Raw genomic sequence first — 4,822 nt, 5'->3', positions numbered from 1 at the left:
TAAGCTCTAAGCTCTAAGCAGTAGTACTAAGAAGTCACTAGCTTGTAAATCGGAATATGAAAAAGCCACGGTATTAGTCCGTGGCTTTGTTATTTGACGAGCCTGAAGAGTTCTTAAAGCTACAGTTTATGCGATCTTAGGAATCACGATACTGAACTTGGCACCACCATGGTTGCTGTCGTCGATTTTGATATCCCAAGAAAGTTTTTTAGCCGCCGATAGAGCAATCGCGAGGCCCAACCCCAATCCACCGTTGGTCGACGTTCTGCTTGAGTCTAGTCGAGAGAACGGAAGGAATACCTCATCACGCCTATTCTCTGGTATTCCAGAACCATTGTCTTCAATCACCACCAGCCAGTTTTCTGAGTTCTCATCCAGCGTCATCCACACTTTGTCTTGTGTGTAATTACCCGCATTCTTGAGAACGTTATCGAACACCAAGCGTGCCATTGAGCAATCACACTTAATCTTGCACTCTAGCTGTACCTTAGATTCAAAGGTGGCATTGTCTAGTTTCGAGTAACGAATTCGGTCTAGGCAATACTCACGAAGATCGGAGGTCACTTTAACGAGCTCAAAGAAAGAGTTATCCATGACATTCAACTTCGACAGCATGATGATTTCTGACGTGAGCTCGTTGATATCCTCAATGTAGGTATCAATGTCATCGAAAAGAACCTGATGATTATCGGGGGCTCCCCTTCTTAGGATATCGGTCGCCAGTTGAATACGACTTAGCGGAGTTCGTACTTCGTGTGGGATAGCTTGAGCGAAAATATGACTTTGTTTTACTTTGCTTTCGATCTCTTCAGCCATGAAGTTAAAACTGCTGGCCAAATCAGAAACAGGATGGATGTCGTCCATGTCAGATCGAGTACTAAGCTTGCCCTTACCAAACTGTTTCTGCTTCTCGACGAGCAACTCTATTCTTTCTTGAAAACGCCTCACAGGTAAGTAAACACTTGCTCCAATCGCCACAATCACAGCCAACAACAGCCCTAACAAAAAGTGTCGTTCTGAGTCTTCGTACCATTCAATGTCAGGAGAGAAAAAGTCCCCTACCTCACTGAACCCAAAACTGAATTTAGAGTTTGGTAGCTGAAACACGGTCGAATAGAGGTTGTCATCACTTAGATATATCGGCACACCGTTTAAGGTTGTGTATAACTCACATTGTTGGCAAGGCGCCTCGCCCGACCAATTCTCCAACAGGCGTAAATTGAAGATATAAAATTGTTGGTAGCCTGTTCTATCGAGCTCTTTATAGAGTGAGTTTTCTTGATTGTGTTGACGAACATACTGCTCCGCAAAGTAGATGCCATCATTGAGGAAGGTTTCGATCTCGGTGCGTCGCATGTACCCCTCACCAAGGTTCAAGAACAAAAATATCGTTGCCGACATCCCAGTCACAATCCCAAGGTATAAGCGAGCAAACATCGAAACCGAGCGAAGCTTCGTAGCAATGAACTTACGCAACCAGCATGTACCCCTTGTTGCGAACCGTACGAATCAACTGTTTGTCTTTTGCGTGAATGCGCAGCTTTCGGCGTAACCCAGACACGCGCATATCAATCGAGCGGTCGTTGAACGCGTAATCTATCCCTCTAAATAACTGACAGCACTGGTCTCGAGTCACGACCTGACAGATGTTATTAACGAGAAGGTTTAAGATTTCAAATTCAGCAGAAGTAAGCTTGAGGTTTTGGCCGTAGAGCGTGGCACTTTGAGCAGAGCTGTTGATTACAATATCGCACTGTTTTTCAGCCGTAGTTTCTTGCGCAGTTTTTACGGGAGTCGCTCGACGCAATAACGCTTCAATTCGCGCTAACAAGGCATGGCCACGAATCGGTTTGGCAACGTAATCGTCCGCACCAAATTTAAACAAGCTGACCTCGCTCATTTCATCGGCGGAAGCCGTTAGCACTAAAATCATTCCATTGTAAAACTCACGGGCTTGACGGCAAATTTGCGCGCCGCTCATCCCTGGAAGCATCAAGTCCAACAGCACTAAATCAGGTTCAATACTACGGATCGCTTCAAGTGCCAAGTTCCCTTCATGAACAACGCTAACATTGTAACCTTCAGCTTCGAGGTAAAGCGTCGTTAGACGAGCTATCTCTTGGTCATCTTCAACAATGAGCACTTTGGTTTTCGACATTCCTATCACCAGTATTTATTAAAAGCGAAGGCAGTATATATACTGGTCATAGATCATCAATATTGGAATCAGAGCCCTACATTTACCGTACGCAAAACATAGTAATCACTTTTGTACATACACGTTTACAGAATAGAGAACCAACAACCGGTGCGCCTTGGTTTATCAAGGTTTCCTCCTTCAGAGCACACCATTTTGATGTGCAAGGAAAGTGGCTCTTTGATAAAAGCGAACTGCTGCTAAACCTAACCTGTACAACAAAGCAAAAAGAGAAGCTGATAAAAGCCAGATACAACGCAGAACACGACTGTTTAACGGAGCTTTATAATCGCCGTGGGATCAGCAACCTTCTAGAAACCAGCATTGCCTATCGCTCACCGTTTGAATTGATGTTTGTCGACCTTGATGGCTTCAAATTAGTTAATGACACTTATGGGCACACTGTCGGAGACCAACTACTCAAACGGGTTGGTGAACGCCTTAAACAGTTGGTTGATGAGAAATGCATGATAGGCGATTTGGTGGCGACGAATTCATTGTGATTGCCCACACCTGCCGAAATCAAAATATCCCACTACTTTGCTCTCGCATCATTGATGCCTTAAACCGAAGTTTCCATATCAGAGGCATCGGCAGTTTATCTGTCGGTTGCAGCATAGGTACCGCGCATTTCCCTGATAACGCGGTTGACCAAGAAACATTGCTAAAGCAAGCGGGTATGGCGATGCATCTTGCAAAAGCGAATGGTCGAAACCGCTTCCAAACGTTTACCCCAGACTTAGCACAAACCCTGCATCGCAAAGTAGAGATCCGCCATCGACTGGCACGCGCCATAGAAAACGACGATCTCAACCTTCACTACCAACCGATCATGAACACCAACAGCGACAAGGTGAAAGGGTTTGAAGCCTTGCTTCGATGGTCAGACAAAGAGCTAGGTAACATAGGCCCTGATGAGTTTATTAGCTTAGCGGAGGAGACGGGGCAGATTGTACCGCTCGGGAAATGGGTTCTGAACTCTGCACTCAAACAGCTATCGATATGGCAACGTGAGTTTGATAGTGAGTTGATGATGAGTATCAATATTTCGAGTATTCAGATGCACGCGACCTTTGCCGAGCAGCTATTAGCAATGTTGAACTTCTACAATATCCAACCTCAAAGCATCGCCCTTGAGATCACCGAATCTTCCATGATCTTCAAGCATGGTGAAGTCAGGCAAGCGTTAAGCGATATTTCTAAATTGGGCGTAGAGCTTCACCTTGATGACTTTGGCACAGGCTACTCGTCACTGTCGATGTTGCATGACTTACCGATTAGCACCGTGAAACTCGATAAAAGCTTCGTCCACGGTTCACACAAAGGGAGCAAAGCGATTGTCCAAGCCACCCATGCTATCTGTGAAAAATTGGGGCTAAAAGTGGTTGCTGAAGGTGTCGAAACCGAAACGCAAAAAGCGTTCTTAATCGATTGTGGATACCAGTATCTTCAGGGATTTTTATTTAGTAAACCAATTCCCTCAAATGAAGTCGAAAGTCAGTTTTTGAATGGTCGACAATCCTACAATTAAAGACTTATTTATCAATAAATTAAGTCGTTTGAATGCTTCCTAAACAATCGGCTGCTGTGGGTGTGTACGCTTACGTATGCTTACATAGCGTTTAACAGTAAGAGGAAATAATTAAGCTATTGTTTATAAAGAAAATTACTTAGCAATTCACACAATAAAACACCAAACCACTATACCCACTAACTGTAATGACTTTGGTATTTAGATTACCCTCATTCCGTCCCTTTAGCAGAGCAAATAATCGGTAACCATGAACAGACAAAACGGCTTCACTCTTTTAGAACTCATCATCTCTGTATTAATTTTAGCGATCGTTTCGGCGACAGCTATGGTCAAGTTCTTAGACGTTCAAGGAAGTGCTCGGGCGAGTAAAATACATGATGTGTCTGGTAACCTTCGCACGGGTATCGATATGATCTACGCGAAGTCAGCGATTGCTGGCGTTGAGGATGAGTGCAACTATGTTGAAAAGACGGAGATTGAGACCTACTACGTTTGTCATGGTTACCCAATCGCCTATGTTGACTCACTAAGAAGACTGCTCAATATCGACGCAACAGAGCTTCATGTCATCAACAAAGAAGTAGACTATGGCAGCAATGCAGAAAGAGTAGCCGCCATCTCTTTCGACACCGAAAACTACACCTATTCGCCAGAAGGAGACTTTTGTCAGGTGCTTTATCAGCCAGAAAAAGAACCACAGATCGTGGTGCTTGATGGTGCATGTTAAATACTCAACGATTGCACGCTTCCATAGTTAACACAAAGCCACCGCAACAGATCTTTGAATATCATGTGGTTACGCTAACATTTGCTCAAAAATAACACTAATTGATCTAACTTGTTGCTGCTTATACTTTTAGGCAGTGCTCATGGTATAACACCAACCTCATTCATATCTTATTTTCATCACTAGCCGATTAATATTTACATAGACACATATTTGATACATATGTCAATAATAATTCCATTAAAATTCTTTAATCAACACATCATGATAAAAATCATCCTTTCCCTATTTTAAATATCCCACCTTAAAGTTTAATTATTTAAATTTCGTAACAGAATAAATTAAAGTCAATCATTCAACAAAT

3 protein-coding genes and 1 pseudogene are annotated in these 4,822 nt (G+C 43.2%); 2 read left to right on the top strand and 2 right to left on the bottom strand.

Going from position 1 to position 4,822, the window contains the following annotated elements; translation table 11 throughout:
• Positions 1-126: 126 nt before the first annotated feature.
• The gene (locus tag AB4517_RS22670; RefSeq protein WP_017064877.1) at positions 127-1,476 is read right to left on the bottom strand and encodes a sensor histidine kinase KdpD; all 1,350 of its coding nucleotides are present in this window, start codon (positions 1,474-1,476) and stop codon (positions 127-129) included.
• On the bottom strand, positions 1,469-2,158 hold the full coding sequence (locus tag AB4517_RS22665) for a response regulator transcription factor (protein ID WP_017060591.1): 690 nt from the start codon (positions 2,156-2,158) through the stop codon (positions 1,469-1,471). The genes AB4517_RS22670 and AB4517_RS22665 overlap by 8 nt, the downstream gene beginning before the upstream one ends.
• Positions 2,159-2,340: 182 nt before the next feature.
• Here AB4517_RS22665 and AB4517_RS22660 point away from each other — a divergent pair.
• Positions 2,341-3,728 (top strand): annotated as a pseudogene (locus AB4517_RS22660) (putative bifunctional diguanylate cyclase/phosphodiesterase); the annotation flags it as partial.
• A gap of 250 nt (positions 3,729-3,978) precedes the next feature.
• Positions 3,979-4,458, top strand: coding sequence for a type II secretion system protein (locus tag AB4517_RS22655; protein WP_372150104.1), 480 nt, complete (start codon positions 3,979-3,981; stop codon positions 4,456-4,458).
• The last annotated feature ends 364 nt before the right edge of the window (positions 4,459-4,822 follow it).

The organism is Vibrio sp. 10N.222.52.C3 (assembly GCF_041474195.1).
In the GTDB taxonomy this organism is placed as follows: Bacteria; Pseudomonadota; Gammaproteobacteria; order Enterobacterales; family Vibrionaceae; genus Vibrio; species Vibrio crassostreae_C.
This window is presented reverse-complemented; position numbering and strand designations above follow the sequence as displayed.